The sequence below is a fragment of the Nonomuraea sp. NPDC059007 genome (assembly GCF_042740555.1).
In the GTDB taxonomy this organism is placed as follows: Bacteria; Actinomycetota; Actinomycetes; order Streptosporangiales; family Streptosporangiaceae; genus Nonomuraea.
The window spans coordinates 14696-39818 of sequence record NZ_JBHYJD010000052.1 but is presented as its reverse complement, the minus strand read 5'-3'; the positions used below and the strand labels follow the sequence as shown (position 1 = coordinate 39818).

The 25123-nt window shown below is 72.7% G+C and carries 27 protein-coding genes; 10 read left to right on the top strand and 17 right to left on the bottom strand.

Going from position 1 to position 25123, the window contains the following annotated elements:
* The first annotated feature begins 9 nt into the window (after nucleotides 1–9).
* From ACFWY5_RS48030 to ACFWY5_RS48020, 3 genes are all read left to right on the top strand, one after another.
* A complete protein-coding gene (locus ACFWY5_RS48030; RefSeq protein ID WP_379638910.1) occupies nucleotides 10–1569 on the top strand; it encodes an acyl-CoA dehydrogenase family protein in 1560 nt (519 codons plus the stop codon).
* A 184-nt stretch (nucleotides 1570–1753) separates the two neighbouring features.
* The gene (locus ACFWY5_RS48025; RefSeq protein ID WP_379638909.1) at nucleotides 1754–1924 is read left to right on the top strand and encodes a hypothetical protein; all 171 of its coding nucleotides are present in this window, start codon (nucleotides 1754–1756) and stop codon (nucleotides 1922–1924) included.
* A 99-nt stretch (nucleotides 1925–2023) separates the two neighbouring features.
* Nucleotides 2024–2887: an aminoglycoside phosphotransferase family protein gene (locus ACFWY5_RS48020; RefSeq protein WP_379638908.1), complete on the top strand. Its 864-nt coding sequence runs from the start codon at nucleotides 2024–2026 to the stop codon at nucleotides 2885–2887.
* Here ACFWY5_RS48020 and ACFWY5_RS48015 read toward each other — a convergent pair.
* Nucleotides 2877–3575: a hypothetical protein gene (locus tag ACFWY5_RS48015; RefSeq protein ID WP_379638907.1), complete on the bottom strand. Its 699-nt coding sequence runs from the start codon at nucleotides 3573–3575 to the stop codon at nucleotides 2877–2879. The genes ACFWY5_RS48020 and ACFWY5_RS48015 overlap by 11 nt on opposite strands.
* 70 nt (nucleotides 3576–3645) lie before the next feature.
* Here ACFWY5_RS48015 and ACFWY5_RS48010 point away from each other — a divergent pair, with 70 nt between their 5' ends.
* Nucleotides 3646–4515 carry a LysR family transcriptional regulator gene (locus ACFWY5_RS48010; RefSeq protein ID WP_379638906.1) on the top strand — a complete coding sequence of 290 codons (870 nt, stop codon included), beginning with the start codon at nucleotides 3646–3648 and terminating at the stop codon, nucleotides 4513–4515.
* A gap of 140 nt (nucleotides 4516–4655) precedes the next feature.
* On the opposite strand, the gene ACFWY5_RS48005 is transcribed toward ACFWY5_RS48010, so the two are convergent.
* From ACFWY5_RS48005 to ACFWY5_RS47990, 4 genes are read right to left on the bottom strand one after another with little or no spacing between them, the layout of a single operon-like run.
* Nucleotides 4656–6077 carry an RNB domain-containing ribonuclease gene (locus tag ACFWY5_RS48005; protein WP_379638905.1) on the bottom strand — a complete coding sequence of 474 codons (1422 nt, stop codon included), beginning with the start codon at nucleotides 6075–6077 and terminating at the stop codon, nucleotides 4656–4658.
* 15 nt (nucleotides 6078–6092) lie between these two features.
* Complete coding sequence (locus ACFWY5_RS48000; RefSeq protein ID WP_379623587.1) at nucleotides 6093–6920, bottom strand: carbohydrate ABC transporter permease; 828 nt, start codon at nucleotides 6918–6920, stop codon at nucleotides 6093–6095.
* Nucleotides 6921–7799, bottom strand: coding sequence for a carbohydrate ABC transporter permease (locus ACFWY5_RS47995; protein WP_379638904.1), 879 nt, complete (start codon nucleotides 7797–7799; stop codon nucleotides 6921–6923). It abuts the gene before it with no gap.
* On the bottom strand, nucleotides 7796–9073 hold the full coding sequence (locus ACFWY5_RS47990; protein ID WP_379638903.1) for an ABC transporter substrate-binding protein: 1278 nt from the start codon (nucleotides 9071–9073) through the stop codon (nucleotides 7796–7798). The genes ACFWY5_RS47995 and ACFWY5_RS47990 overlap by 4 nt, the downstream gene beginning before the upstream one ends.
* Nucleotides 9074–9158: 85 nt before the next feature.
* On the opposite strand from ACFWY5_RS47990, the gene ACFWY5_RS47985 reads away from it, so the two are divergent.
* A complete protein-coding gene (locus ACFWY5_RS47985) occupies nucleotides 9159–10184 on the top strand; it encodes a LacI family DNA-binding transcriptional regulator (RefSeq protein WP_379623593.1) in 1026 nt (341 codons plus the stop codon).
* Here the strand turns inward: ACFWY5_RS47985 and ACFWY5_RS47980 are convergent.
* The 4 genes from ACFWY5_RS47980 to ACFWY5_RS47965 form a co-directional block, all read right to left on the bottom strand.
* Nucleotides 10171–11268 (bottom strand): hypothetical protein, encoded by a 1098-nt coding sequence (locus tag ACFWY5_RS47980; RefSeq protein ID WP_379638902.1) that lies wholly within the window; start codon nucleotides 11266–11268, stop codon nucleotides 10171–10173. The two genes, ACFWY5_RS47985 and ACFWY5_RS47980, sit on opposite strands and share 14 nt — an antisense overlap.
* 36 nt (nucleotides 11269–11304) lie before the next feature.
* Entirely contained in the window at nucleotides 11305–11577 is a 273-nt protein-coding gene (locus tag ACFWY5_RS47975) for a helix-turn-helix domain-containing protein (RefSeq protein ID WP_379623597.1), read from the bottom strand.
* Nucleotides 11577–12197 (bottom strand): hypothetical protein, encoded by a 621-nt coding sequence (locus ACFWY5_RS47970; protein WP_379638901.1) that lies wholly within the window; start codon nucleotides 12195–12197, stop codon nucleotides 11577–11579. Before ACFWY5_RS47970 ends, ACFWY5_RS47975 begins: the two co-directional genes overlap by 1 nt.
* Nucleotides 12198–12269: 72 nt before the next feature.
* Nucleotides 12270–12482, bottom strand: coding sequence for a hypothetical protein (locus ACFWY5_RS47965; protein WP_379638900.1), 213 nt, complete (start codon nucleotides 12480–12482; stop codon nucleotides 12270–12272).
* 190 nt (nucleotides 12483–12672) lie between these two features.
* On the opposite strand from ACFWY5_RS47965, the gene ACFWY5_RS47960 reads away from it, so the two are divergent.
* Nucleotides 12673–13431, top strand: coding sequence for an SAM-dependent methyltransferase (locus ACFWY5_RS47960; RefSeq protein ID WP_379638899.1), 759 nt, complete (start codon nucleotides 12673–12675; stop codon nucleotides 13429–13431).
* A 37-nt stretch (nucleotides 13432–13468) separates the two neighbouring features.
* Here the strand turns inward: ACFWY5_RS47960 and ACFWY5_RS47955 are convergent, their stop codons facing one another.
* Genes ACFWY5_RS47955 through ACFWY5_RS47940 form a run of 4 tightly spaced genes read right to left on the bottom strand, consistent with a single transcriptional unit; the run spans nucleotide 13469 to nucleotide 16794 of the window.
* A complete protein-coding gene (locus tag ACFWY5_RS47955) occupies nucleotides 13469–14212 on the bottom strand; it encodes a class I SAM-dependent methyltransferase (RefSeq protein WP_379638897.1) in 744 nt (247 codons plus the stop codon).
* 49 nt (nucleotides 14213–14261) lie between these two features.
* A complete protein-coding gene (locus ACFWY5_RS47950; protein WP_379623607.1) occupies nucleotides 14262–14747 on the bottom strand; it encodes a hypothetical protein in 486 nt (161 codons plus the stop codon).
* Entirely contained in the window at nucleotides 14744–16123 is a 1380-nt protein-coding gene (locus ACFWY5_RS47945) for an ATP-binding protein (protein WP_379638896.1), read from the bottom strand. The genes ACFWY5_RS47950 and ACFWY5_RS47945 overlap by 4 nt, the downstream gene beginning before the upstream one ends.
* A complete protein-coding gene (locus ACFWY5_RS47940) occupies nucleotides 16120–16794 on the bottom strand; it encodes a response regulator (RefSeq protein ID WP_379623612.1) in 675 nt (224 codons plus the stop codon). The genes ACFWY5_RS47945 and ACFWY5_RS47940 overlap by 4 nt, the downstream gene beginning before the upstream one ends.
* Nucleotides 16795–16936: 142 nt before the next feature.
* Here ACFWY5_RS47940 and ACFWY5_RS47935 point away from each other — a divergent pair, with 142 nt between their 5' ends.
* Nucleotides 16937–17449, top strand: a complete 513-nt coding sequence (locus ACFWY5_RS47935) for a hypothetical protein (RefSeq protein WP_379638895.1) — start codon at nucleotides 16937–16939, stop codon at nucleotides 17447–17449.
* A gap of 84 nt (nucleotides 17450–17533) precedes the next feature.
* Here the strand turns inward: ACFWY5_RS47935 and ACFWY5_RS47930 are convergent, their stop codons facing one another.
* A complete protein-coding gene (locus ACFWY5_RS47930) occupies nucleotides 17534–18595 on the bottom strand; it encodes a glycoside hydrolase family 19 protein (RefSeq protein ID WP_379623616.1) in 1062 nt (353 codons plus the stop codon).
* Between the two features lie 169 nt (nucleotides 18596–18764).
* Here ACFWY5_RS47930 and ACFWY5_RS47925 point away from each other — a divergent pair, with 169 nt between their 5' ends.
* Both ACFWY5_RS47925 and ACFWY5_RS47920 read left to right on the top strand, forming a co-directional pair.
* Complete coding sequence (locus ACFWY5_RS47925) at nucleotides 18765–19130, top strand: hypothetical protein (protein WP_379623618.1); 366 nt, start codon at nucleotides 18765–18767, stop codon at nucleotides 19128–19130.
* A gap of 139 nt (nucleotides 19131–19269) precedes the next feature.
* Nucleotides 19270–20232 (top strand): helix-turn-helix domain-containing protein, encoded by a 963-nt coding sequence (locus ACFWY5_RS47920; protein WP_379623620.1) that lies wholly within the window; start codon nucleotides 19270–19272, stop codon nucleotides 20230–20232.
* Between the two features lie 16 nt (nucleotides 20233–20248).
* On the opposite strand, the gene ACFWY5_RS47915 is transcribed toward ACFWY5_RS47920, so the two are convergent.
* Nucleotides 20249–22909 carry a cation-translocating P-type ATPase gene (locus ACFWY5_RS47915; protein ID WP_379638894.1) on the bottom strand — a complete coding sequence of 887 codons (2661 nt, stop codon included), beginning with the start codon at nucleotides 22907–22909 and terminating at the stop codon, nucleotides 20249–20251.
* Nucleotides 22910–23103: 194 nt separating this feature from the next.
* The gene (locus ACFWY5_RS47910) at nucleotides 23104–23673 is read right to left on the bottom strand and encodes a TetR/AcrR family transcriptional regulator (protein ID WP_379623624.1); all 570 of its coding nucleotides are present in this window, start codon (nucleotides 23671–23673) and stop codon (nucleotides 23104–23106) included.
* 159 nt (nucleotides 23674–23832) lie between these two features.
* On the opposite strand from ACFWY5_RS47910, the gene ACFWY5_RS47905 reads away from it, so the two are divergent.
* The gene (locus tag ACFWY5_RS47905) at nucleotides 23833–24150 is read left to right on the top strand and encodes a hypothetical protein (RefSeq protein WP_379623626.1); all 318 of its coding nucleotides are present in this window, start codon (nucleotides 23833–23835) and stop codon (nucleotides 24148–24150) included.
* 9 nt (nucleotides 24151–24159) lie between these two features.
* On the opposite strand, the gene ACFWY5_RS47900 is transcribed toward ACFWY5_RS47905, so the two are convergent.
* The gene (locus tag ACFWY5_RS47900; protein ID WP_379638893.1) at nucleotides 24160–25116 is read right to left on the bottom strand and encodes an aldo/keto reductase; all 957 of its coding nucleotides are present in this window, start codon (nucleotides 25114–25116) and stop codon (nucleotides 24160–24162) included.
* Nucleotides 25117–25123: the final 7 nt, after the last annotated feature.

Below are 25123 nucleotides of genomic sequence, written 5' to 3'. Positions count from 1 at the left end.
GGAGAGCGCATGGACGAGGCGATCACCCGCGCGCTGGCGGTCGCCGCCCAGCTCGACCGGGCGCTGGCCGACCCCATGGACGAGCGCAACCCCGCATCCTTCCACGCCGCCGTCCGCGCCGACCGCGACGCCCGCTTCCCCCGGCACCTGTGCGGGTCGGCGCTGGCGTGGGGGCTGGCCGAGTACCTGATCCCGGCGGTCTCCGGCGGCAGGCTCACCTCGCTGGAGGAGGCCTTCGCCCTGTTCAGGGTGCTGGCCAGGCGCGACCTCACCGCCGCCACGACGATCGCGGCCAGCTTCCTGTCGGCGCTGCCCGTCTGGCGCGACGGCAGCCAGTCGCAGCGCAGGGCCGTGGCCGGGCTGCTGCGCGAGCACGAGCTGATGGGGCTGCCGGTCGGCGAGGCCGAGCAGGGCGTGGACATCCTGGCCCGCGAGATCGCCGCCTTCGGCGACCGGCACGCGTGGCGGCTGGACGGGCGTACGTCGCTGATCGACAACGGCAGCCACGCCGCCGGGACGACGGTGCTGGCCCGTACGGGTGACGGGCCCACGACCTTTCTGCTGCTGCGCGGGGACGGCGAGCACTGGTGGTTCCAGCCCGCGCACGAGGCGCACGGCCTGCGCGGCGGCGCGCTCAGCCGGCTGACGCTGGCCGGGGTGCCCGCCGGGGACGCGCAGGTGGTCGGCGGGCTCGGGCAGGGGCTGACCACGGCCGGGCGCACGCTGCCGGTGGCGCGGCTGCTGGTGGCGGCGCTGGCGCTCGGGGCGCTCGACACGTGCCTGCGGACGGCACTGCCGTACGCGGAAAGGCCGGGCCACGACGCGGAGGGGCCGGGCGGGGGTGTGGTGGGTGAGGGGGTGCTTGCGCGGCGGCTCACCGACGCCTATGCGGATCTGCTGATCGGGGAGGCGCTCTGCCACGAGCTGTGCCGGACCGCGCGTGAGGACCCGCATGCCTTCGCCGCGGCCAGCGCCCGCCTGGCCTGCCTGGCGGCGCGGCTGGCGGGCGACGCCGTGGAGATGCTGGCGGGCGCGCTCGGCGGGCCGGGGTACCGCGCCGGCATCGTGGAGAAGATGCGCCGCGACAGCGCCGTGGCGGGCGCGCTGGCCGACAACCAGTTGCCGCCCGCAGTGCCCGAGGACGACCTGCCGCCCGACCCTTTCGTGCAGGTGCCGCCGGAACTGTCCTGGCTCGGGCCGCCGCCCGCCGCGCCGCCGCCCCGCGAGAACGGCCTGGCCGCCGCGGCCCGCGTGATCGGCGAGGACGGGCTGCCGGGACCGCACGCGCCCCGGCTGCTGGAACTGCTCGGCTTCTTCCGCGCCCGCCGCTCCGGCTGCGCGCACGCCGAGGCCGCCGCCGCCTGCGCCGCCGCGTGGATGCGGGCGCGGGGCAGGGACGGCTACCACATGTGCGGGGGCTGGCTGCTGCTGTGCCTGCGACGGCTGGCCGTACTCCTGGGTCAGGAGCAGCCCGAGGACGGCGGCGTGCGCAGAGTCGCGCTGGTACGGCTGCGCAAGGCCGCCGAGCAGCGGCGGCTCTTCTCCGACCACGACGTGGAACTCGCCTGACCCGCGCCGCAAACTGACCGCCCGGTCAAGATGCTGTCGTCAATGGTTCACCCATCGTCACCTCCGGGCCAGTTTCCTTGGCGATCTCGGCGGACATCCCCATGTCGAAGCCCGTCAGCCCCTCGGACGCATCCGCTGAGGCCCGCCCCCCACGCGGTGTCCGGCTCCTTGCCAGGAGGTTGAGATGTTCGCCCTCGTCGTCGCCCTGCTGTTCCTCCTCGCCCTGATCTTCGAGATCGCCGACGTGGCCGTCGGCGGCGTGATCACCGTCGCCACGCTCGGCACCGCCGGCCTGCTCTGCGTCGCCCTGCACCTCATGGGCGTGGGCGCCGGCTGGAGCCCCATGAAGAAGTGATCCCGGCCCTCCCACGGCGAGCCGCACACGTCCCGGTGTGCGGCTCGCCCGGTTTGCGGCGAGAATCACGGGCAGCATCCGTGATCGCCAGGAGGGCTCTTGCCGCTCAGACCCCACATCGACGCCGCGCTGGCCAGACGGCTGGTGGACAGCCAGTTCCCGCAGTGGGCCGGGCTTCCGCTCCATCTCGTGGACCCGGGCGGCTCCGACCACATGATCTACCGGCTGGGCGAGGAACTCTCCGTACGGCTGCCGCGCCACTCCGGCGCCATCGAGCAGGCGGCCAAGGAACTGGAGTGGCTGCCGCGCCTGGCCCCCCACTTGCCGCTGGCCATCCCGGTGCCGGTCGCGGTGGGCCGGCCGGACCTCGGCTATCCGTGGCCGTGGGGGGTCTCGCGCTGGCTGGAGGGCGAGGTCGCCACGGTGGAGGCGCTGGCCGACTCCGGCGAGGCCGCGGTGGATCTGGCCGCGTTCCTGCTGGCGCTCCAGGCCTTCGCCGTACCCCTGGGGAGCGAGTCGCAGGGGGAGACGCTGGCCGCCCGCGACGACTCCACCCGCGCGGCGATCGCCCGAGCGGACGGCGCCTTCGACGGCGCGGCCATGACCGCGCTGTGGGAGGAGGCGCTGGCGGCGCCGGAGTGGGGACGTGATCCGGTGTGGTTCCACGGCGACTTCCACACCGGCAACCTGCTGACCGTCGGCGGCCGGCTCAGCGCGGTCATCGACTTCGGCGGCCTCGGCGCCGGTGACCCGGCCTGCGACCTGACCATCGCCTACACCCTGATGTCGCCCGTCGGCCGCACCGCCTTCCGCACGGCCCTGGACGTGGACGAGGCCACCTGGCTGAGGGGGCGGGGCTGGGCGCTCACCACCGGCCTGAACGCCTACAACGCCTACGCCGCGGTCAACCCCCGGGTCGCCGGGCAGACCACCCGCCAGATCACCCAGGCCCTCACCGGCTGAGCGCGGACGCCGCCCGGACGGCGACCGCCGCGGCGAAGGCCGAGATGACCGGATGCGGCCGGGACCGCTCGCCGGACAACTCCGGCTGGAACAACGTGCCCAGGAAGAACGGGTGGCCGGGGATCTCGGCCACCCGCACCGACCCGTCCTCGGCCCGGCCGGTGAAGGCCAGCCCGCCCGCGCTCATGAGCGCCTCGTGCCCGGGGTCCAGCCCGTAGGAGCAGTTGTACGCGGCCACGGTCGAGGGCGCGCCGATCACCCGCTCGGCCAGCGAGCCGGGCGTCAGCAGGACCAGGCTCTCGTGCCCGGCCAGCGAGCACCGCAGCGGCGTCAGCAGGAACCGCCCGCCGTCCGGGTCGTTCTCGGCGTGGGCGACGTCCAGGCCGCACACCCCGCGCGCGAACTCCAGCAGCGCGTGCTGGAAGCCGCCGCACGTGCCGAGGAAGGGTATGCCGTGCTCGCGGGCCGTGCGGGCGGCGTTGACCGCGCCCTGTTCGCTGGCGTACGGGCTGCCGGGCAGTACCCAGATGCCGTCGAAGCCCTCCAGGCCGGACACGGCCTCGGGCGTGGGGATCCAGTAGGCGTCGAGGGCGAGGCCGTCGCGCTCGCGCAGGGACTCGAGGATCCGGGGTACGCGGGTGTGGGCCCGCACGCTGGACGAACGGTCGGCGACCAGGGCGATTCTCATGGCCATCAGCCTGCCCGGTCCGCGGGGATAAGGCCAACGACAGTTCCTGGTGTTCTGATAAGAATTGCTGATGGACTCGCGCCTGCTCCGCACCCTCGTCCGCGTGGCTCACCTGGGGTCGTTCTCGGCCGCCGCCGAGGAGCTCGGCTACACCCAGTCCGCCGTCTCCCAGCAGATCGCCGCGCTGGAGGCCGACCTGGGGCTGCCGCTGCTGCGCCGGCGCCCGGTCGAGCTGACCGAGGCGGGCGCGCGGTTGCTGGAGCACGCCGGGCCGCTGCTGCTGCGCATCGACGCCGCCCGTGCCGACGTGCGGCGTACCGCCGCCGCGCCCGCCCACCGGCTCACGGTGGCCGCCACGCCGCTGGCCGTCACCCCCGGCATCGCGGCACGGCTGGCGCGCGCCCGCGCCGCCCAGCCCCGCCTGCACGTCGAGCTGAGGACCGCCAGCCGGGACGGCGTGGCCGTCGAGGTCGCCACCGGCCGCGCCGAACTCGGCCTGGCCGACGGCATCACCGCGCCCAGCGACCCGCTGCGGCTGCCCGACGCCGGGCCGATGAGCGCGCTCGGCGTGGCCGAGGAGGACCTGGTCGTGGCGCTGCCCGGCGGGCACCCGCTGGCCGGGCGCGCGGGGCTGCGGCTGGGCGACCTGGTGGACGCGGTCTGGCTCCAGACCTCGCTGTGCCCGCTGGAACGGCTGCGCGAACTGGTCGGCGAAGGCTTCAGGGAGGGCCTGGCCTATGCCGGCGACGACGTTCACACCGTGCTCAACCTGGTCAGGGCCGGGCACGGGCTCACGTTGCTGCCCGCGTCGGTGGGGGAGGGGGTGCCGCTGCTGGGGCCGCGGCTGGTGCACCGGGTCGAGCTGCTGCACACCTGGCTGCCCCCGGGCCCCGCCGCCGAGGTACGCGACGCCTTGACGCCCTCTCCCGCGCCCGCCTGACACCCGGAGCCGCCCGTCGACACGCTCCACGGCGGGCGGGCCACGTCGCTGAAGGGCCACCGTACGGGGACCCTCAGACGGGTCCGGCCGGAGATCGAGACGTGCGGCCCCGCCACGGCTCGGTGCGTTCGGGCAGCGCCTCAGGGGAGGGTGAAGCGGATTTCGCGGGTCGCGGGGTCGGCCTTGGCGAGCCCTACCGTGACGCGCTCGCCCAGCGGCAGGGCGCCGTCGCAGCGCGCGATCACGGCGGGTTCCACGAGCTGGACCTGACCGCCGGTGCCGCGCTCGTCCACGTCGATCACGACCGCGGGGAAGTCCTGGCCGATGCGTTCGCGCAGCAGGAAGGCCTCCACCAGGTCCACGCAGGCCCGCTCCACCCCGCCGGCGCGCCGCCCGGTCGCCGACATGACCTCGGGCAACTCGGGCAGCGCCGCGCGTATCGCGTCGGGGATCGGCTCGCCCGCCGCCACCGCCAGGCACACCTCGGTGGCGTAGCGGTCCACCAGGCGCCGCAGCGGCGCGGTCACGTGCGCGTACGGCGCCGCCACCGCGGAGTGCTCGGCCAGTGCGGGCGGCTCGCCGTCGAAGGCCACGTAGCCGGAGCCGCGCAGCAGCACCTTCGACTCCTGCAAAAACGCCGCCTGCTGCGGGTTCTTGGGGTCGAGGCCGTGCACGACCGAGCCGTAGGTGGCGCCGTCGGGCCAGGGCACGTCCAGCGCCCGCGCCACCCGGCGCACCTTGGCCAGGTCGGCGGGGCGCGGCGGCGGCAGCACCCGGAGCACGCCGACCTCGGCGTCCAGCATCATGGTGGCCGCAGCCATGCCGGTCAGCAGGGAGATCTGGGCGTTCCACGCCTCGGCGGGCAGCGGGACGCGGAACTCCAGGCGGTAGCCGTCACCGTCGGCCACGACCTCCTGCTCGGGCGTCGGCAGCGTGACGCCGCCGCGCTCGCGCTCCAGTTGCAGGCGCAGCCGGCCGATCTCCTCCAGGAGCGCGAGGGTGCCGTCGGCGGTGCCGGTGTCGGCGGCGGCCTGCACGTAGGCGTAGTCGAGGCGCTCGCGGCTGCGGACCAGGGCCCGCTGGACGTCGGCGCCGGCCATGCGGCCCTCGGCGTCCAGGTCGATCTGCCAGACCGCGGCCGGGCGGGTGGTGCCGGGCAGCAGGCTGGCCGCGCCCTCCGACAGCACCGGCGGATGCAGCGGGACCTTGCCGTCGGGCAGGTAGACGGTCTCGCCCCTGGCGTGGGCCTCGGTGTCGAGCGCGCCGCCGGGCCGTACGAAGGAGGCGACGTCGGCGATCGCGTACCACACGCGGAAACCGTCGCGCCGGCGCTCCAGGTGGACGGCCTGGTCGAGGTCCATCGACCCGGGCGGGTCGATGGTGACGAACGGCAGGTCCGTGAGGTCCTTGCGCTCACCGTGGTCCGCGCCCGCGGCCCGCTCGGCCTCCCGGAGCGCGGCCGGCGCGAACGCCTCCGGCAGCTTCAGCTCGCGCCTGATCCGCTCGAACCCCTCGTCCAGCCGGGCCGGGACCTCGCCGTGCACGCGAATCTTGGTCGTCACAGGGCAAACCTACCCTCACCCCTTGATGGCGCCCTCCTCGACACCGCGGAAGAAGAAGCGCTGCGTCACGCCGAAGACGACCGCGATCGGCACGAACGCGATCATGGTTCCGGCCGCGATGAGCCGCGGGTCGGAGCTGAAGGCGCCGCTGAGGTACTGCAGGCCGACCGTCAGCGTGTACTTCTCCGGATTGGTCAGCACGATCAGCGGCCACAGGAAGTCGTCCCAGGCGCCGATGAACGAGAAGATCACCACCACGCTGAGCATGCCCTTGACGTTCGGCAGCCCGATGCGGACGAAGCGCTGCCACGCGTCGGCGCCGTCGATGATCGCCGCCTCGTCCATCTCGTCCGGGATCGCGGCGAACGCGGTCCGCATGAGCAGCACGTTGAGCATCGCGATCGCGCCGGGCAGCGCCACGCCGAGCAGGGTGTCGGCCAGGCCCATGCCGCGCACGGTGACGTACTGCGAGATGATCGTCACCTCGCCCGGCAGGATGAGCGTGCCCAGCGTGAGCCCGAGCAGCAGCTTCATGCCGCGGAAGCGCAGCCTGGCCAGCGCGTACCCGGCCAGCGTGGCGCCGACGGCGTTGCCGGTCACGGCCATGGCGGCCACGATCAGCGAGTTGGCGATGTAGGACCACACGGGGATGCTGTCGGCGACCCGCGCGTAGTTGTTCAGCGTGGGCTGCCGCGGCAGGAAGGCCGGGATCTCGGTGAAGATGTCCTCCCCGCTGCCCTTGAGCGAAGTGGACAGCATCCACGCGAACGGGCCCACGGTCAGCACGAGCACCAGCAGGAGCAGCGCGTAACGCAGCACGTTCTCCCCGGTGAAGCCGCGCATCTACGCCCCCTTCCTGTTGAGCCGCAGCAGCACGAGCATCGGGCCCACCGTCACCACGAACAGCACGAGGCTGAGCATCGAGGCGTACCCCAGATGGCCGGTGAAGCCGCGGGAGTACATCTGGATGAGCATCACGACCGACATGTCCTGGCCGCCGGGGCCGCCGGTGCCGTTCGAGAGCACGTAGAGCTCGGAGAAGACCCGCAGCGCCGAGACCGAGATCAGCACCGACACCAGCAGCATCGTGTTGCGCACGCCCGGCACCGTGATCGACCAGAAGCGGCGCACCGCGCCGGCCCCGTCGACCGCCGCGGCCTCGTGCAGCTCGCGCCGCACGTTCCCCAGCGCCGACAGGTAGATGACCATGTAGTAGCCCATGCCCTTCCAGATCGTCAGGCTGATCGCGCTGAGCAGCAGCAGCCACCGGTCGGTCAGGAACGGCAGCGGCTCGGCGATCACCCCGAGCCACTGCGCGAAGCCGTTGACCAGCCCCCGGTCCTCCAGCAGCCACTCCCAGATCAGCGCCACCACCACCGCCGAGGCCACCACCGGCGTGTAGAAGGTCGTGCGGAAGAACGTGATCCCGGGCAGCTTCTTCTCCACCAGTACGGCCAGCAGCAACGGCAGGAAGGTCAGCACCGGCAGGCAGACCAGCATGTAGATCACGCTGTTGAGCAGGGCGGTGGCGAGCTGGTCGTCGTTCAGCGCCCGGCCGAGGTTGGCCAGCCCGGTGAAGTGGCCGCCGCCCAGCGGCTTGGCGTTGGTGAAGGCCAGGACCACGGTGTTGACCGCCGGCCACAGGTTGAACACCACCAGCCACACCAGGCCGGGCGCGGCGAACAACCACGGGGTGAACCGGCCCTGGAAGGTCCTGATCACTGCTGGAGCAGCTCGTCGGCCTTGGCCACGGCGGTGTCCAGGGCCTGCTGGGAGGTGGCGCCCCCGCTGATCGCCAGCGAGAACTGCTGCTTGACGACCTTGGAGATCGCCTCGCCCACCTCGACCGGCTGCAGCATCTTCGCCTCGGGCAGCGACGCGAACGCCGTCACCTTGGCGTCGCCGCCGTTGGTGCCGTCGCTCTTGCTGAAGAACGGGTCGCCGGCCGAGGCCTTGGTGCTCGGGAAGATGGAGGTCAGGTGCGCGAAGGCCGCCTGGTTGTCCGGGCTGGTCACCCAGCGGGCCAGCGCGGTCGCCGCGGCCGGGTTCTTGCTCCTGGCCGAGACCGACACGCCCTGCACGTACAGGGGCGGGGTGCCGAACGCCTTGCTGGAGACCACCTTGGGCGCCATCGACGGGTTGTCCACGGCCAGGGAGGAGATGAAGTTGCCGCCGGCCGTCGTCCAGGCCACCTTGCCCTCGGTGAACAGCTTGGCGTTGCCGGCGTAGTCGTCGGTCAGCACGTCCTTGGGCAGCAGCCCCTCCTTGAACGCCTCCCGGTAGCGGTCGAGCACCGCCGCGGCCTCGGGGGTGTTGAAGGTGAAGCTCTTGCCGTCGTCGCTCATGACCTTCACGCCGGCGTTGGTCAGGTCGCCCAGCTCCGGCTTGCGGCTCATCAGGTACACCTTGCCGCCGGACTTGTCCCTGACGGTGCGGGCCTGCTCGATGAGCTCGTCCAGGCTCGCCGGCGGCTTGGCCGGGTCGAGGCCGTGCTTCTTCATCAGCTCGGCGTTCCAGTAGTTGACGTCGGTGTTGAGGTACCAGGGGTAGCCGTAGACGCCGTCGAGCCCGGCGAAGCGGTAGGCGGCCAGCCCGCCCTCGACGTAGTCGGCCAGCGCGGCGGCGTCGGACCTGCCGATGTCGGCCAGCATGCCCTGGCGGGCCAGCGGCAGCGCGAAGTCCGGCGGCAGGTTCGTCACGTCGGGCAGCGTGCCGCTCGCGGCCTGGCTGAGCACCTTGTCGGCGTATCCTTCGCCGGGCTGGTCCAGCCATTCCACCTCGGTACCGGGATACTTCTTCTCGAAGGAATCGATGACACCCTGGACGTAGTCGGTGAACTTCGGCTTCAACGACCAGGTCTGCAGCGAGACCTTCCCCGTGACCGCGCCGCTCGCGCTCGCCGCGGGGCTGTTCGCGGGGGTCTCGGCGGTACCGAGCCCGCAGCCCGCGAGCATCAGGACCGTCGCCGTGGTCAGTGCTGTTAAGGGGAAGCGCATGGTGCACTCTCCTGCCGGGTTGCTAAACCGCTTCAGTTTTCGGGACTATCTACCCGCTGTACTTATCGTGTCAAGGGGAGGGGCCGTGGGACGGCCGACGATCGACGACATCGCGCGCAAGGTCGGGGTGTCCAGGGGCGCGGTGTCGTTCGCGCTCAATGGGCGCCCGGGCGTCAGCGAGGAGACCCGCGCCCGCATCCTCGCGGCGGCGGAGGAGATGAACTGGAGCCCGCACAGCGCCGCCAGGGCGCTCGGCGGCGCGCGGGCGCAGGCGGCCGGCCTGGTCATCGCCCGGCCCGCGCGCACCATCGGCGTCGAGCCGTTCTTCGCGCACCTGCTGTCAGGCCTGCAGGCGGGCCTGTCGGCGCGGGGCGTGGCGCTGCACCTGCTCGTCGTGGAGGACACAGCCGCCGAGATCGAGGTCTACCGCGGCTGGGCCCGCGAGCACCGCGTCGACGGCTTCATCCTGGTCGACCTGCAGGTGTCCGACCCGCGCATCGCGGTCATCGAGGAGCTGGGCGTGCCCGCGGTGGTGCTGGGCGGCCCCGGCAGGCACGGCACGCTGTCGAGCGTGTGGGCCGACGACCGCGAGGCCATGCTGTCGATCGCCGACTACCTGGCCGCCCTCGGTCACACCCGCGTCGCCCACGTGGCCGGGCTGCCCGGATTCCGTCACACCCAGCGCCGCATCCGCGCCCTGCGCGACGCCTCCCGGCGGCTCGGTCTCGCCGAGGTGCTGTCGGTGCCCACCGACTTCAGCGACGCCGAGGGCGCCGCGGCCACCCGCTCCCTGCTGTCGCGCGCCACGCGCCCGTCGGCGATCGTCTACGACTCCGACGTGATGGCGGTGGCCGGGCTCGGGGTGGCCGCCGAGATGGGGGTCAAGGTGCCGCGGGAGCTGTCCATCGTGGCCTTCGACGACTCGGTGCTCAACCGCATCGTGCACCCCGCGCTGACGGCGCTCTCGCGCGACACGTTCACGCTGGGGGAGAAGGTCGCCGAGACCCTGCTGGAGACGCTGGAGGAGCCGTCGCGGCCGCGCGACGTCAAGACGCCGACGCCGCGCCTGACCGTCCGCGAGAGCACGGCCCCGGCCGCTAAAGGGGTTTAGTTGCGGTACGGCGGCGCACCCAGTAGGCGTAGACGGCGGCGGCCAGGAGCGGCCCCCAGACCGGGCAGGGGAACAGCACCACGAACAGCACCCCGTCCAGCCACGCGCTGTGCTGGACCGCGCCCGCCAGCACCCCCGGCGCCGACACGCACAGCGCCGCCGCCCCGGCCGCTCCCGCCCCGACCGCCGGCCTCACGGGCACCTCGCGCCCGCCCACCACGGGCAGCCACCGCGGGAACACCTCGCCCCACCGGCTGATCAGCCCGAACGTCAGCACCACCGCCGCCACGGAGCCCAGGCCGATCAGGAAGCCCTGCAGCCTGGTCGCCGCGTCCATCCCGGAGATGAGCACCACCATCCGGTCGGTGCGCGGGTCGAACCCGAGCAACGGCCACGGCGTCGCCCACGAGATCCGCGCCAGCGCGTACGGCGCGGCGCCGAGCGCGGCCAGCACGGTCACCACCCGCCCCCACCGCCGTGGCCCCGCGACGGCGGTGGAGACGGGAAGCAGCGCCGCGAACGCCACCCACGCCCACCCGGCGGCCCCCGCCGCCATGCCCCACGACCACGCGATCCTGACCCCGAAGTCGCCGAACCCCTTGCCCAGGTTCCCCAGATAGCCGGCGACCGGCCCCGCGTCGATCAGCCCGGTCACCAGCCCCGCCGCCACCGCCGCGACCAGGGCGGCAGCGGTGTACCCCGCCGGATGCCGCCGCAGGCACCCCACCACGATCAGCCCGAGCAGCGCGGCGGCCGACAGCGGGATCAGCGCGTACCCGAGCGAGGACAGGACGGCCGCGTCCGACATCACCAGCAGGAAGAACGCCGCCTCCACCACCGCCCCGGCCGCCGCGACCCTGGGCCATGATCGCCGGACGCCGGCCAGCAGCAGCCCCAGGACGCCGGAGCCCAGCAGCAGCGCGGCGCCGGGGCCGCGCTCGATCCAGTGGTTGACGCCCACGGTGACACGGCCGGCGGCGCCGTAGGGGTAGGAGCCGGGGACGGCCAGCCACAACGCGGCGACGGCCAGCGCGGCCAGCGAGATCACGACCGCGCCCGCCCACGGCCTGGTGAGGTTCTGCATGGTCCCGAGCCTGTCGCGCACGTCCCGGCCCGGTGATCACCCTGCCGGGCGATCCGCCTCCCCCTCACGGGGGAGCCGCTTCTGCGGGGCGTAGGTGAGCAGGTCGCCGGGCTGGCAGCCGAGGACCTCGCAGATCTTGGTGAGCGTGGTGAACCTGATGGCCTTGGCTCTGCCGTTCTTCAGGATGGACAGGTTGACGACGGTCACTCCCACGCGGTCGGCGAGGTCCGTGAGTGTCATGCCGCGCTCGGTCAGCAGCCGGTCGAGATGCACGCTGATGGCGTTGGTGTCGGCCTCGGCCGGCGACATCACACCGTGCCTTCGAGGTCGTCGCGCATGCGCACGCCGTCGCGCAGGACGCTCGCCACGGCCAGCAGGCCCAGGGCGAGGAGCGGGACGAGCAGCGAGGCGTTCGCCGGGCCGTAGAAGGACTCGTTCCGCGCGAGTGTGTCCAGCAGTCGCATCATCGCGACGTGTTCGAGCTGGGGAGCCAGCAGGCCGCCGATCAGCAGCCACCAGCCGAGCAGGCGTACCCGGCCGACGACCTGCGGCAGATAGACCCCCTGGCGGGCCCGCCACAGCAGCCGCCACACCAGGAAGAAGGCCACGGCCGTCACCAGGAAGGTCGGGAGGGTGGTGAGGGCCTGCCAGATGTACTGGGCGAGGTCCGGGGAGCCCGTGAAGAACTCGACGGACCCGGCGGAGACGTGGACGCCCGGCAGGGCGCCCTGCGTGAAGGCGGGGTCGCCGTCGAGGCTGATGCCGAAGCCGTGGGGGGATCGGGCGACGGCGAGCCGGCTGCCCAGGCCGAAGAGTCCGGCCTGGGAGTAGAGGACCATGCCGGTGATCGCGCCGGTCGCGGCGAGGAGGAGCGCGAAGATCGCGGGGCGTCGCGCCCTGCCGAGGACGCTGGGTTGTGCGGTGGCCATCAGGCTCTCCTGGACATATCGATTTTCGATGTTATCGAGAAACGATAGCATCGAAAAACGATATGAGAAGGGTTAGGGCTGGAAGCGCTTGGCCCGTTCGATGCAGTCCGGGCAGACGGGCAGGTCCACCGACCTGGCGACGGCCTCCGGGGTGGCCGGGCGCAGGGAGGCCAGGACGGTGAGGCCCGGCGGCAGGCCGGTCTCCGGATCGACCAGGAAGGTCTCGACCTCCGCCGGATCGAAGCTGAACTCCCGCTTGCACCCGTAACAGCGACCCGTCTCCACCTGTCCAGCGTAGGGCGGCGGCCTGTAGCCTGGGCGGAAGATGCTCCCGCCGGGTACCGCCCGGCCGATCACGAGAAGGCGATGCCATGGTCGCCCCCCGGTCATCCCGGGGCGGACGGACAGGTGTCCTCGCCATGCCCCGGGTCACGCAGCCCGTCTTCGCATACTCCTGATCTGGAGCATTCACGAAATGTCGCATGACTCCCTGTCCGCGTGGTACGCGGACTTCTTCACCGAGCTGCCCAACGCCTTCTGGCGCGCGGCCGTACCCGAGGAGCTGACCGGCGACGAGGTCGCCTTCGTCGTCCGCGCGGCCGGGCTCCGGCCCGGCTCCCGGGTGCTGGACGTGCCCTGCGGCAGCGGGCGGCACGCGCTCGAACTGGCCCGGCGCGGCTGCCGGGTCATCGGTCTCGACGTCTCGGCCGAGGCCGTCGCCCACGCCAGAGCCGCGGCCGGGGCCGAAGGGCTCGACCTCGACCTGCGCCAGGGCGACATGCGGGCACTGCCCGCCGACGTCCGGGCCGAGGCGGCCATCTGCATGGGCAACGCCTTCGGCTACCTGGAGCACGCCGCCACCCGGGAGTTCCTGGCCGGGCTGGCCGCGCTCCTCGTGCCCGGCGGCGCGCTCGTCCTGGACTACGGGTTCGTGGCCGAGTCGCTGCTTCCCGGGCTGAGCCTGGAGGAGGAGCCGATGACGTTCGGCGGCGTCGAGGCGGTCTCGGTCAACGAGTACGACGTGGCCGCCGGCCGCTGGCTCACCTCGTTCACCTTCCGCAGGGGCGAGCAGGTGCACCGCGGGACCTCAGTCCAGCACGTGTACACCACGGCCGAGGTCGTCCGGCTGGTCACCGAGGCCGGGTTCGCCGGTGCCGAGCTGTACGGCGGGCCCGACGGCACGCCGTACCGGCTGGGCAGTCCCAGGCTGCTCCTGGTGGCGCGGCGGCCTTAGGCTCCGGGGCCGCGCCCGCCGGCCGGGCGGGCGCGGCTCACGGCGACGGCGGGAGGCGGTACACCGACACGTGCGAACGCGACTCGGCGGTGAACTCGGCCCCCGACCAGTCGGCGTGCCTGCTCTCCAGCTCGAACCCGGCCAGCTGCCCCATCAGGTCGAGCTCGCTCGGCCAGATGTAGCGGTGCGGGCTGCGGAACACCCGGCCCTGCCCGTCCTCGCCGAACCTGAAGTGGTGGGAGACGACCTGCTGCCCCAGCACGTCGTAGGTGTCCAGGCCGATGTAGCCGGGCTCCTGGTGCCAGACGGTCGCCTGCCTGCCCGGCGGCAGCGTGCGCAGTTCGGGCACCCACAGCTCGATCACGAACCGGCCGCCGGGCCCGAGGTGGCGGGCGGCGTTGCGGAAGCACGCCACCTGCCCGGCCTGGGTGAGCAGGTTGGAGATCGTGTTGTAGACGAGGTAGACGAGCGAGAACTCCCCGGGGGCCGTCGCGGCCGACATGTCCCCGGCGATCACGGGGATCGCCGCCTCGTCCGCCTTCGTCCGCAGCCGCTCGATCATCGGCCGCGACAGCTCGATGCCGGTGACCGGCACCCCCAGCCCGGCCAGCGGCAGGGCGACCCGGCCCGTCCCGATCGCGAACTCCAGCGCCCGCCCGCCGCCCGCGAGCTCCGCGAGCCGGTCCACGGCCGGCTTCAGGACCTCGGGCGCGAACATGCCGGTGCCCGGCGTGTCATAGCCGCGCGCGGCCTCCTCGTCCCAGATCTCTTCCTGTCGCATGCGGCCAACGATGACCATGGACGCCCGCATTTGTCCAGCACTGCGGGTCTCAGCGGTAGTCCGCGCAGCGGACCGCGCCCTTCTCCGGTACGGTCACCCGCACCTCGTCCACGTCCACGCCCCGCCCGGCGGCGGTGGCGGCGGCGATCGTGCAGACGAGCTGGCCGGTGGCCATGCGCGACAGCCGCTCGACCGGCGGCAGCCACGCGCCGCCGACCAGCATCGACGAGCCCTTCTCCAGGGCGAAGCCGTCGTCGCTCACCCGGACGGCCAGGTTCCTGGGCAGGACCGTGTCGAAGTCGCGCTGACGTTCCTTGGCGGTGGGGCCGCCGGTCAGCAGTTCGACCGCCCCGGCGGCGTCCAGCGGGCCCTCGGGCCGGCCGACGGAGGCCAGGCCGCCGCTCCGCACGAAGTACAGGCGGGTGCCCTGGGTGAACCCGCGGGCCGGTTCGCCGGCGCCGACCACGTCCGTGGGCCCGGTGCCACAGGCCGTGGCGACGAGCAGGAGCAGCAGGAGCAGGGACCGGCCGGTCACGGGCGGGTCCTCGGCAGCGTGAGGATGAAGACGGCGCCGGGCCCCGGGCCCACGGACAGGTCGCCGCCGTGCAGCAGGGCGTTCTCGCGGGCGATGGCCAGGCCGAGCCCGCTGCCCTCGGAGCGGGCGCGGGCGGCGTCGGCCTTGTAGAAGCGTTCGAACACGTGCGGCAGGACGTCTTCGGGCAGGCCGGGGCCGTGGTCGGCCACTTTGAGGGTGAGCGCCCGTTCATCGGCGCGCAGCGTGAGCGTGACCGGCGGCGCGCCGTGGCGCAGCGCGTTGCCGACGAGGTTGGCGACGATGACGTCCAGGCGGCGCGGGTCCAGCGCGAGGTGGACGCCCTCGGGCAGGTCGGCGGTGACCGCGCCGGTCCAGCCGCGCGTACGCAGGCAGGCGGCGACCGCCTTGCCCACGTCCATCTCGTTGAGGTTGAGCACGGCCGCGCCCGCGTCGAACCGGGAGATCTCCATCAGGTCGTCCACGAGCCGGGTGAGCCGGGCGACCTCGGCGGTGACCATGCGGGCGGCGGTGCCCGCGTCGGTGTCCAGCCGGTCGGCCCCGGCTTCGAGCACGTCGGTGACGGCGGTCGCGGCGGCCAGCGGGGTGCGCAGCTCGTGCGAGACGTCGGCGACGAACCGGCGCGACCTGGCCTCCATCTCGCGCAGCTCGCCGACCGAGCGTTCGAGCGCGGCGGCGGTCTCGTTGAACCGTCCCGCCAGCCGCGCCAGCTCGTCGCCGCCGCGTACCGGCAGCCGCGTCTCCAGCCGCCCCTCGCCCAGGCGGCGCGCGGCGCGGTCCAGGTCGGCGACCGGGCGCAGCACACCGCGCGCTGCCAGCAGCCCGGCCAGCACCGCCACCAGCACGACCGGCGCCGCCGCCGTCCGCGCCGCGCGCAGCACGGCCGCCTCGTCGGCGGCGGCCTGCGCGAGCGACTCCACGAGGTAGACGGTGATCCCGGACGGCGTGCCGCCCGCACGCAGCATGACCCTGCTCCCTCCCACCAGGTACGGCACGCCGTCCCGGCTGACCCGCTGCCAGGCCAGCTCGGGCCGGCTCGCCACGGTCCGCCGCAGGGCGGCGGTGATGCGGGCGTCGCTGGGGATGGCGCCGTCCCTGACCACGTACACCTTGCGGTCGCCCACCTCGAGGTCCTCGGCGAGCAGGGCCAGCTCGCCGTCGTCGGCGGGCAGCGCGACGTCGCGCGACAGCAGCAGCACCCGGTTCCTGAAGTCGTCGAGCAGCCGGTCCTGCACCCCGCCCACCAGATCCTCGCGCGCCTGCAGATAGGTCAGCCCGGCCGCGGCCACCGCGCACACCCCGCCGACCAGCACGAACGTGATCACCAGCCGGGCCCGCAAGCCCCGCAGCCAGGTCATACCGGCCCGAACCGGTAACCGAACCCGCGCACGGTCCGCACGTACCGGGGCTCGGCCGGCACGTCCTCGATCTTGGCGCGCAGCCGCTGCACGCAGGCGTCCACCAGCCGGGAGTCGCCCAGGTAGTCGTGCTCCCACACCGACTCCAGCAGCTGCTGCCTGGTGAACACCCGGCCGGGCGCCGCCGACAGGTACAGCAGCAGCCGCAGCTCCATCGGCGGCAGCGCGACCTCGCGCCCGTCCCTGCTCACGGTGAGGGAGGCGCGGTCGACGCGCAGCGCGCCGTAGGTCTCGACGGGCGACTGCACACTCTCGGTACGGCGCAGCACCGCCCTGATCCGGGCCTCCAGCACCTGCGGGCGCACCGGCTTGACCACGTAGTCGTCGGCCCCGGCCTCCAGCCCGCCGACCACGTCGAAGTCGTCGCCCCGCGCGCTCAGCATCACGATCGAGGTGGCGGCGCCCGCGCGGATCCGCCGGCAGACCTCGAACCCGTCGATGCCGGGCAGCATGAGGTCGAGCACGACCACGTCGGCGGCGAACTCCGCCAGCCGCTCCAGGCCCTCCTCGCCGGACGCCGCCGCCTCGACCTCGTGATCGCGGCCCTTCAGAGCGAGCGTCAGACCGTCCCTGACGGCCGGGTCGTCCTCGATCAGCAACACGCGAGCCATGCGTCCCAGTATCGGCCGCGCTGACGTGCGCTTTGTCCGGTCTCAAGAGCTATTACACGTTCATGACATCGTGCGGACCGGTTGTGCACAGTGCCGGGCCAGAGTCTCAGGGGCAGTCAGCAGCCACCTCCAGGAGGACATTGTGATCATCAGCAGGCGACGTCTGGCCGTCATGGCCGCCCTGCCCGCGCTGGCCCTGAGCGCGGCCTGCGGAGCGCAGAGCTTCGCCGACGCCGGGAGCCAGGGCCCCGCGGCTTCCGCGTCCGCGTCCGCCAAGCCGAGCTGGCACGAGACCGCGCTGAAGTTCGCGGCCTGCATGCGGGACAACGGCATCGACATCCCCGACCCGGTCAAGGGCCAGGACCTCGACACCGGCGCGGTCTCCAAGGTCACCCAGGCCAAGCTCGACGCCGCCATGAAGGCGTGCAAGGAGTGGGACTCGGTCATCCTCGGCAGCAGCGAGCCGGCCTCGCCCGAGGAGGAGGCCAAGTTCGCCGCCTGGGCGAGGTGCCTGCAGAAGGGCGGCGTCTGGCAGCCGCTCGGCAAGGAGGCGAAGCCGGCCGGGTTCAAGCAGGTCAAGCCGGGCTCGGCGGCGGAGAAGCAGGTCTTCGCGGGGTGCGCGTCGTTGCAGCCGCCGGCGCCGTACGAGCAGTAGAGGCCGCGACCCTCACCCGGGCCATAGCCTCCGCGCCGTCCCACCGGGGGGAACGGACGGCGCGGAGGCGGGGTGAGGGGTCCCTCAGCAGGACAGGTTGCCGCCGGGGGCGACGCCGAGGATCTGGGTGAAGCGCTGGTAGGCGTTGATCCGGCTCTGCACCTGGGCGGGGTTGCGCCCGTTGCACTCCAGGCTGCCGTTGATGCTGCGGATGGTCTCGCCGAAGCCGCGGCCGTTGACCATCGCGTTGTGCGGGGTCATGGTGCCGGGGCCGTTCTGGGTCATCCAGTACCAGATCGCGGTCTTCCAGGCCACGGACGCGTCCTGCTGCACCAGCCACGGGTTGGTCAGCAGCGGCAGGCCCAGCGCGTCACCGGCCGCCTTGTAGTTGAAGTTCCAGCTCAGCTGGATGGGGCCGCGGCCGTAGTACGCGGCCTGCCCGGCGGGGCAGCCGTACGGCTGGCTCGCGTCGCAGTAGTGCGGGTAGTTGGCGGTGTTCTGCTCCACGATGTGGACGAGGCCGCCGGTCTCGTGGTTGACGTTGGCCAGGAAGGCCGCGGCCTCCTGCTTCTTGACGGTGTCGCTGCCCGTCTTGGCGAAGGCGGGGTAGGCGCTGAGGGCGGCGGTCAGGCCGCTGTAGGTGTAGAAGGAGTTCCGGCTCGGGAACATCTGGTTGAACTGCGCCTGGCTCACCACGAACCCCGACGGGTCCGGCGGGTCGGTCGGGCCGGGGCCGCCGTCGCAGGCGTAGGGGTCCCAGTACCAGTGGCTGATCACCGGGTCGTACCCGGGGTTCTCGTGGACGGCGATGTAGTGGTTGCCGTCGGTGTAGCGGACGATGCTGCCCACCGCGTAGAACGTCCCGGCGGCCCAGTTCGGGTAGTTGCACTGCGTGCCACCGCCGCCGCCTCCCGAGCAGGCGCCCTGGTCGGCCCAGACGGCGGCGCTGCCCGGACTCTCGTTCTGGGTCCACCACTTGGCGGACCAGTTGCGTCCGTTGTGCGACACGACGGCGCCTCCGTTGTATACGGCCGAGGAGCTCCATGCCGTGGCGCACGCCGCGGCGCTGGCGGCCGACGGCAGGACTACCGCCAGCACGCCCATCGCCATGAGCAGCGCGGCTAACGGGGCCAGGAGTTTTCGCACGTGATCACTTCCTTGGGGGGTGTAATGCTTAAGAAAGTTTCCTAATAGTTAACTACCGATGAGGAAACGCGCAAGACCCAAAGTCAGGAGGGTGCGGATGCCAACCTGGCCATTCGGGCGTACTTTGATGAACATCAACGCCGTTCCTTCGTCGCCGTCTGAGAGGCCCATGTTTCTCCGCAGCCCGCACCTTCCCTCCTCGCGACCGACCGGTCTGCTGATCGGCATCGGGTTCTTCGTCGTGATCGCCGCCTGCGCGCTGGTCGCCCTACTGGTCCCGCACGCCCAGGTCGAGATCCGCTTCGCCGTCGTGGGCCTGATCGCCGCCCTCTACGCCGGCCTCACCGCCGACCTGATCGCCTCCGCCGCGACCGGGGCGCTGGCCTGGACGATGGCCACCGGTTTCCTCATCGATCCGGCCGGTGAGCTGGTGGTGTCGGGCGGCATGGACGCGATCAGGCTCGCCGCCATCGTGGGCCTGTGCGTGGCCGGCGGCCTGTACGGCGCCTTCCGCCAGCGCCACACCCCGTCCTAGCGGATGCCTCCCCGGGAGCGGGCGGCTCCCTGGATGGCCATCCCTACAATGAGCACGTGAACCACATGTTGCCGATATATGGCCGTAAAGCACGACGTGGTGGACCCTGGGAGATCACCGGCCGGATCTCCCCGGCGACGTGCTGAGCGCAGCGGGCCTGGGCGCCGAGGAGGAGGCGGCCTACCGGCTCCTGGTCAGGACCGCCGAGGTCGAGGTCGCCGAGCTGGCGGGCGAGCTGGGCGTGGCCGACGAGGCGGCGCGCCGGGCGCTCGGGTCGTTGCTGGCCAAGGGGCTGGCGCGTGCCGTACCCGGAGAAAGCGACACGTTCACCGCGGTCGCCCCCGACGTCGCGCTCGCGGCGCGGCTGCACCGGCGCCAGGAGGAAGTGGACCGGGCCCGGCAGGCCGTGGAGCAGCTCACGGGGGAGTACCTGGCCCATTCCAGGCGGCGTGAGGCCGCGCAGCTGATCGAGGTGATCAGCAGCAGGACGGTGCTGCGCGAGCAGCTGCGGCTGATGCAGGACAACGCCCGGCACGAGGTCGTGAGCCTGTGCAGGGCCGGGCACGTGGCGATGACCTCGCAGGAGAACACCGAGGAGCTGGCCGCGCTGCGGCGCGGGGTGAGCTTCCGGGTGCTGTACGAGCGGGCCCTGCTCGAAGAACCCGGCATGCTGGTCAACCTGGCCGAAGGGATCATGCTCGGGGAGGAGGCGCGCGCGTTCCCCGAGCTGCCGGTGCGGATGATGATCGCCGACGGCGAGCTGGGGGTGCTCCCGCTGGTCCAGCACACCGGCGGGCTGACCCAGCTCACCGCCGCCCTGGTACGGCCGAGCAGCCTCCTCGACGCGCTCAAGGCGCTGTTCGAGACCCTGTGGGAGCGGGCCACCCCCGTCAACCTCACCACCCCGGGCAGCCCGCTGGACGCCGACCACCTCTACCTGCTGTCGCTGCTGCTGGCGGGGGTGCCCGACAAGTCGATCGCCACGCAGCTGAAGGTGTCGCAGCGCACCGTCCAGCGCCGCATCACCCACCTGATGGAGCGGGCGGGCGCCCAGACCCGGATGCAGCTGGCCTGGCACGCCGCCCGCGAGAACTGGCTGTGATCGTCGAAGGCGGGCTTCAGGGGCGGGCGCCTGCGCGGCGCAGGATCATCTTGACCAGCTCGCCCAGCCACAGGATCACCGAGCCCACGCCCGCGCAGGTCAGCCACTGGCCCGCGGTGAGGTTGGTGACGGAGAAGAAGGCGTGCAACCCCTTCCACTCCACCATGGCCGCCAGCAGGACGAGCACGACGCCGATCGCCACGAACGTCGAGCGGTTGGAGAAGGTGTCGCGGTGGAAGGCGCTGCGCAGGTCGTTGCGGACGTTGACCAGGTTGAAGATCTGGAAGAAGACGAAGGTGACGAAGGCCATCGTCGCGGCGACCGGCGGGGGAGCCAGCGCGAGCACGGCCAGCGTGCCCGCGGCCATCGTCGTCCCGGCCAGCAGGATCCGCAGCAGCCGCGCGGTGGTGAGGATGCGCTCGTCCCGCGCGCGCGGCGGGCGCGACATGACGTCGGGCCCCGCCGGGTCGACGCCGAGCGACAGCGCGGGCGGGCCGTCCATGATGAGGTTCACGAAGAGGATCTGCACGGCGGTGAACGGCGCGCCGCCCGCCAGCCCGGTGATCGAGGCCGCCAGGAACGTGAGCACGAACCCGAACGCCGTCGAGAGCTGGAAGCGGGTGAACTTCACGATGTTGGCGTAGATGCCGCGTCCCTCGCGGACCGCGTCGACCACGGTCGCGAAGTTGTCGTCGGTGAGGATCATCGTGGCGGCTTCCTTGCTCACCTCGGTCCCGGTGACGCCCATGGCGACGCCGATGTCGGCCCGGCGCAGGGCCGGGGCGTCGTTGACGCCGTCACCGGTCATCGCCACCACGGCGCCGTTGTCCTGCAGCGCGCGCACGATCCGGATCTTGTGCTGCGGCGTGACCCGGGCCACGACCCCGATGTCCGGCAGCTGCCTGGCCAGTTCCTCGTCGGAGAGCTCGTCCAGCTCGGCGCCGGTCACCGCCTTGCCGGGGATGTCCAGCTCGCGGGCGATGGCCGCGGCGGTGACGGCATGGTCGCCGGTGATCATCCGTACCTGGACGCCCGCCCGGTGGCACTGCTCGATGGCGGCCGCCGCCTCGGGCCGCGCCGGGTCGACGATGCCGACCAGCGCCATCAGCACGATGCCGTCGAGCATCGCCTTGAGATCGGCCTCCTCGGGCAGGGCGGGGAAGTCCTTCACGCCGACGGCCAGCACGCGCAGCCCCTGCTCGGCCAGCTCGCCGTTGGCGGCGGCGTAGTCCTCGCGGGCCGCCGCGTCGAAGGGCCGCCGGCCGCCGGCGGTCAGGTAGCGGTCGGCGCGGGCGGCCAGCACGTCCGGCGCGCCCTTGACGAAGCAGCGCACCCGGCCGTCCTCCTCGTGGAAGGTGGCCATGAACTTGTCGTCGGAGTCGAAGGGCACCTCGGCGATGCGCGGATGCCTGCGCCGCAGGGCGGCCACGTCGACCCCGCCCTTCTCGGCCAGCACGACCATGGCCAGCTCGGTGGGATCGCCGACCACGTCGTCGGCGGCGCGTACCACGGCGTCGGTGCACAGCGCCATGGCGACGAGCGCGACGTGCAGCGTCTGGCTGTCGGGCGGGTCGTCGTCGGTGCTGCGGATGCGTCCCTCCACCGCGTAGCCGTGGCCGGAGACGGTGAAGCGGCGGTCGGCCAGGTACACCTCGCGGGCGGTCATCTGGTTGAGCGTCAGCGTGCCGGTCTTGTCGGTGCAGATCTGGGAGGTGCTGCCCAGGGTCTCCACCGAGGCCAGCCGCTTGACGATGGCGCCTCTGCGGGCCAGGCGGGCCGTACCCATGGCGAGGGTGAAGGCCACGACGGCGGGCAGCCCTTCCGGGACCGTGGCCACCGCCAGTGAGACGGCGGTCGTGAACAGATCGCCGATCGGCTGCCCGCGCAGCAGGCCCAGGACGAACACGACCGCGATCACCGCGAGCGCGATCAGCGCGAGGGTCTTGCCGAGCGTGTCGATCTGGCGCTGCAGCGGGGTCGGCGCCTGCTTGGTCTGCTGGAGCAGCCCGGCGATCTGCCCGATCTCGGTCGAGGCGCCGGTCGCGGTCACGATCATGCGGGCGTGGCCGCGGGTGACCGTGGTGTTCATGAACACCGCGCTGCCGCGCTCGGCCAGGGGCGCGTCCGGCGCCACGACCGCGCCGGCGGACTTGGCGGACGGCTCCGCCTCGCCCGTCAGCGCCGACTCCTGCACCTCCAGCGACGCCGAGGACACCAGCCGCCCATCGGCGGGTACGCGGTCGCCCGCCTCCAGGTCCACGACGTCACCCGGCACCAGCTCGGCCGCGTCGAGCCGCATGGCCGCCCCGCCCCGCAGCACGGTCGCCTCGGTGTGGAGCATCTTGCGCAGCGCCTCCAGCGACGCCTCCGCCCGCGACTCCTGCACGAACCCGATCGTCGCGTTCAGGATCACGACCAGCACGATGATCGCCGGCGTCTCCCACTCACGGGTCACCGCGAAGCTCACCAGGGCCGCGCCGATCAGCGTCACGATCAGCAGGTCCTGGAACTGCCGCAGGTAGGCGTGCCAGCGCGGCTCGCGCGGCGCCTCGGGCAGCCGGTTGGCGCCGTGCTCCTCCCTCCGCCGTACGGCTTCCGCCCCGCTCAGCCCGCCGGCCGGGTCGACGCGCAGCCGCTCGGCCGTCTCGGCGGCGTCCATCGCATACCAAGCGCTCATGAGCCCACGCTATGATCGCGAACCCCTTACGGCCATCTGGCACATGGCCGCATTCAGCCAATTCTGTCCCCTGCGCCGGGGGTGTGAAATCAGGGCGTGAAACCACCCTCGGTGGCCACCCAATCACTCTATGCTGTGCTGGGGCCGGCGGCGTGGGCACTATGGGGGTTCCCCACCCGCCAGGCCCCCCTCGCTCAGGCGACCAGCCGCCCGATCACCCAGTGCAGGTAGGCGCGGAAGCGCGCCAGTTCCGCGGGTTTCACCGTGCGCTCGCTCCGCCGCCGTTCGAGAACGCCGCCGGTGAGAAACCCATAAACGCACCACACGATCATCCAGACGAAGTAACGGGTCTCGACCCCGGGCGGCAGCAAAGGCGAGATCGCCCGGAGAATCTCGTCCAGCAGCGGCCGGGTGTAGGCCTCCTCGAGTTCCGGAATGTCCGCCGCGTCGCCCATCCAGCGGTGCATCCACAGCAGCACCAGCATCGGATTGGCGGCGAAGAAGTCGAGATAGGCGTCCACCATGCGGTGCAGCGCCTCGGGCGTGCCCGTGAACTGCGCGAGAGCCGCCGAGATCGCGGCGTGTTCCGCCTCGTCGGCCTTGAGCATGACGGTCTTGTACAAGTCCGCCTTGCCGCCGAACTCCCGGCCGATGAAGCCCGGCTCGACCCCGGCCGCCCGCGCGATGAGCCCGACATCCGTTTCGTCGTAACCCAGTTCGGCGAAAAGCTTGGTCGCCACCTCAAGGACCTGATCCGCGCTCACCGCACAACCCTAGGCAGGCCCCGCCCCGTTTCCCAGCAGGCTCGCTGCCGGGCGCTGGACCCGCCCGCCCGGCCGGGTTACCGTCGGAACGGCACGCCCGAAGTCATCCCGCGGACCCGCAGGGGGTGCGTCATCAGCGCAGTACGGATCATTCTGGGTTTGTCGTTGTCCCTCACCTTCGCCCTCACCGCCGCGCCCGCCCAGGCGGCAGGGCCCATCTGTATCCCCGAGGCCCCGGTGTGCGCGGGCCTCGACAACGGGCGCTTCGTCTTCACCATCAAGCCGCCGCCGTCCACCCTGTCGATGCAGGCCACGGTCAACGGAACGCCCCGCGGCGGGTCGATCTCCACGTGGACCACGCCCACCTACCTGCAGGGCACCTACTACCCGACACCGGCACTGGTGCCTGGCGACGTGGTGTGCATGTCGTTCTACGCCCCCGGCGTGCCGCCGGGGCCGTACTGCGACACCCATTAGGGCAGGCGGCTAGGGACCCTCTGGGTCGACCGCGTCCCGGTCGGCCCAGAACGGCTCCACGAGCCGCCTGATCTCCTGCGCGCCGACGCGCTCCAGCACGGCCAGCGCGCCGACGTTGCACACGAGCTGCCGGGTACTGCTGGCGCCGAACAGCACGGTGCCGGTCGCGGGGTGCGACAGCGCGAAGGCGACGCAGAGCTGGGCCGCGGTCGCCCCCACGCCCGCGGCGGCCTCGGCGAGACCGGGGGCGGCCCGGACGATCTGCTCGCGCACGCCGCCGGGGTCGCGGCCGACCTGCCGGGAGGGGCTGGTCCTGCCCGCCAGGATACCGCCCTCCATGACGTCGGAGGCCTGCAGCGACAGGCCCTCGGCGAACAGCGGCGCGAACGGCCCGCCGTCCGGGATCGAGCGGCGGCACGGGCTGTACTTGAGCTGCGCGAGCTGGGGCCCGGGGGAGCCGGCGGCCTGGGCGTGCCCGCGGATCGTCCTGATCGTGCTCGCCGACCAGTTGTTGACGCCCCAGCAGCCGATGATCCCGTCGCGCTCCAGTTCGGCCAGGTCGCCGGCCAGCCGTTCCAGATCGAGGTCGGCGCGCCGGACGTCGCCGAGGACGACCAGGTCGGCCCGGTCGGCGCCGGCCCGGAACAGGGCGTGCTCCAGCTGCTCGCGCAACGGCTGCTCGGGGTAGCGCTCCAGCCAGAGCTTCTCCGACAGCAGGTAGTCCTCCCTGGCCACGCCCGCGGCGCGCACGATGGCCGAGAACAGGACGTCGGTGAAGACCGGCGGGTGCCCCGGCATGCCGTAGACGCCGACGTCGAACAGGTTGACGCCCAGGTCGACGGCGTGGCGGACCATGGCGACGGCCTCGGCGAAGTCCATGCGGTCGTAGATGTGCCAGGAGCCCAGGGACAGGACCGACGCCTCGGGCCCGTGCGTGCCGATCGTGCGGCGGGGAACGGTGTGCATGGGACTC